Source organism: Acidimicrobiales bacterium (assembly GCA_035316325.1).
Classification (GTDB): domain Bacteria; phylum Actinomycetota; class Acidimicrobiia; order Acidimicrobiales; family VFJN01; genus DASXTK01.
This window is the reverse complement of record DATHJB010000054.1, coordinates 1-2,079: the sequence shown is the minus strand read 5'-3', so window position 1 is coordinate 2,079 and position 2,079 is coordinate 1. Positions and strand designations below refer to the sequence as shown.

The 2,079-nt window shown below is 72.6% G+C and carries 2 protein-coding genes; both read left to right on the top strand.

Going from position 1 to position 2,079, the window contains the following annotated elements:
- Window positions 1-79: 79 nt before the first annotated feature.
- On the top strand, window positions 80-1,684 hold the full coding sequence (locus VK611_07525) for an AMP-binding protein (protein HMG41164.1): 1,605 nt from the start codon (window positions 80-82) through the stop codon (window positions 1,682-1,684).
- 63 nt (window positions 1,685-1,747) lie between these two features.
- A partial coding sequence (locus VK611_07520) for a DUF2510 domain-containing protein (protein ID HMG41163.1) occupies window positions 1,748-2,079 on the top strand: 332 nt, incomplete at its 3' end.

Below are 2,079 nucleotides of genomic sequence, written 5' to 3'. Positions count from 1 at the left end.
ATCTCCAGCAGCAACTGCAGGTTCATGTCTTGCGACTGTAATCCAAGGCTGTCGACCTGGTAGAGTACTGTTCTCCTCTGTGAGGCTGCGTGAGGGGGAGGCGTACGAGGCGATGTCGGTTGTCCGCAGGCCCCTCACCGTGGGCGACGTGCTCGCCCCTGCGCTGACGCAGGACCCGACCCGCGAGGCCCTGGTGGGCGCCGACCGGCGCTTCACCTACGAGCAGCTCGACCGGGCCGCGGACCAGGCCGGCGCCGCGCTGCACGGCCTCGGCGTCGGCCGGGGCGACGTCGTGGCCGTCAGCCTTCCCAACGAGACCGACGTCGTCGTCGGCTTCCACGCCACCCTGCGGCTGGGCGCCGTGTGGCTGGGCGTCAACCGCAACCTCGCTCCTCCCGAGAAGCGCTTCGTACTGGCCGACGCCGGGGCCCGGGTGCTGATCGCCGACGAGGACGTCGTCGACGGGCTGGCGAGCACCGCTGCGATCGGGGACCGCGGGCTGCGGATCGTCACGTCCGGCGGCGACGCCGGTGAATGGCAGCGGCTCGTGGCCAGTTCCGGTGGGACCTACCCGCGCGCGCAGCCGCGGCCCGACGATCCGGCCGGCATCGCCTACACCAGCGGCACGACCGGACGACCGAAGGGCGTGGTGCACTCGCACCGCAACCTGCTGCTGCCGGGCGCGGTCCTGGGCGAGTCCCGCGGCTACGGCCCCGACCTGCGGCGGGGCGACTGCGCCGCCCTCACCATCCTGAACCTCCAGGTCACCGGCACGCTGCTGACCGCCCAGGCCGGGGGCACGCAGGTCGTCATGGACCGTGTCGACGCGGCGGGCATCGCCCGCTGGGTCGGTGACGAGCGCATCACCTCGTGGTTCGGCGTCCCCACGATGCTCCACGACCTGGCCGGCTCACCCGAGGTCACGCCCGAGCAGCTGGCGAGCCTCGAGGACGTCTGGACGGGCGGCACCTACCTCCCGGACACGGTGCGCGCCCGGTTCGAGGCGAGGTTCGGCAAGAGCGTCCACGCCACGTACGGCCTGACCGAGGTGCCGACGGTAGTGACGATCGAGCCGCGCACCGGTGAGAGGGTCGACGGATCAAGTGGACGGGCTTTGGCCCACCTGACAGTCGAGATCCGGGACGACGACGACAAGGTGCTGCCCGTCGGCCACCTGGGGGAGGTCACGGTGCGGGCCCACGAGGATGGGCCGTGGGCCGACGCGTACCGCCCGATGCTCGGCTACCAGGGCGAGATCGCGGCGGCCGACGCCCTGCGGGACGGGGTGCTCTACACCGGCGACGTGGGCGAGCTCGACGAGCACGGGCACCTGTTCGTGCGCGACCGGCGGAAGTCGATCATCGTGCGCGGCGGCGCCAACGTCTACCCGGCCGAGGTCGAGCGCGTCCTGCTGCAGCATCCCGGGGTGGTGGGCGCGGCCGTCGTCGGCTTCCCGGACGCACGGCTGGGCCAGAGGGTCGCGGCGGCCGTCGAGCTCGGCCCGGGCACCCGGCTCGAGCCCGAGGTTCTCCAGGAGCACTGTCGTCGAGAGATCGCCCGCTACAAGGTGCCGGAACGCTGGCGCTTCGAGCACCTGCCCCGCAACGCCATGGGCAAGGTCTCGCGGGTGGAGGTCGAGACGTGGTTCGCCCAGCCGCCGGGACTCGACGATCGCAGCGGCTAGCCCGAACTTTCACGGGGTGGTGACGGGATGGAGGTGTGGCAGGACGACCAAGGGGGATGAGACGTGGACCCATCGGCGCCGGGGTGGTACCCCGACCCTTACGGCCGGCACGAACGCCGCTACTGGAGTGGCGTCCGCTGGTCCCGCCACGTCGAAGACCGTGGCTACCGAGCCCAGGAGCAGCCACCCGAGCGACCGGTGCTGCTCCGACCCCGCACCGACGGCGAGCAGATGTTCGGGACGGAGCCGCCGCCTCGCCGCATGGCGCCACGCTCCCGGCGCCGCCCGGCCGGCCCGATCGCCGGCGGCCTGGCTGTGGTGCTGGTCGCCGTCGTCGGCGTCGTGTTGCTCACGAGGGGTGGCGGGGACGACGGCGACGACCCGCTCACCGAGGA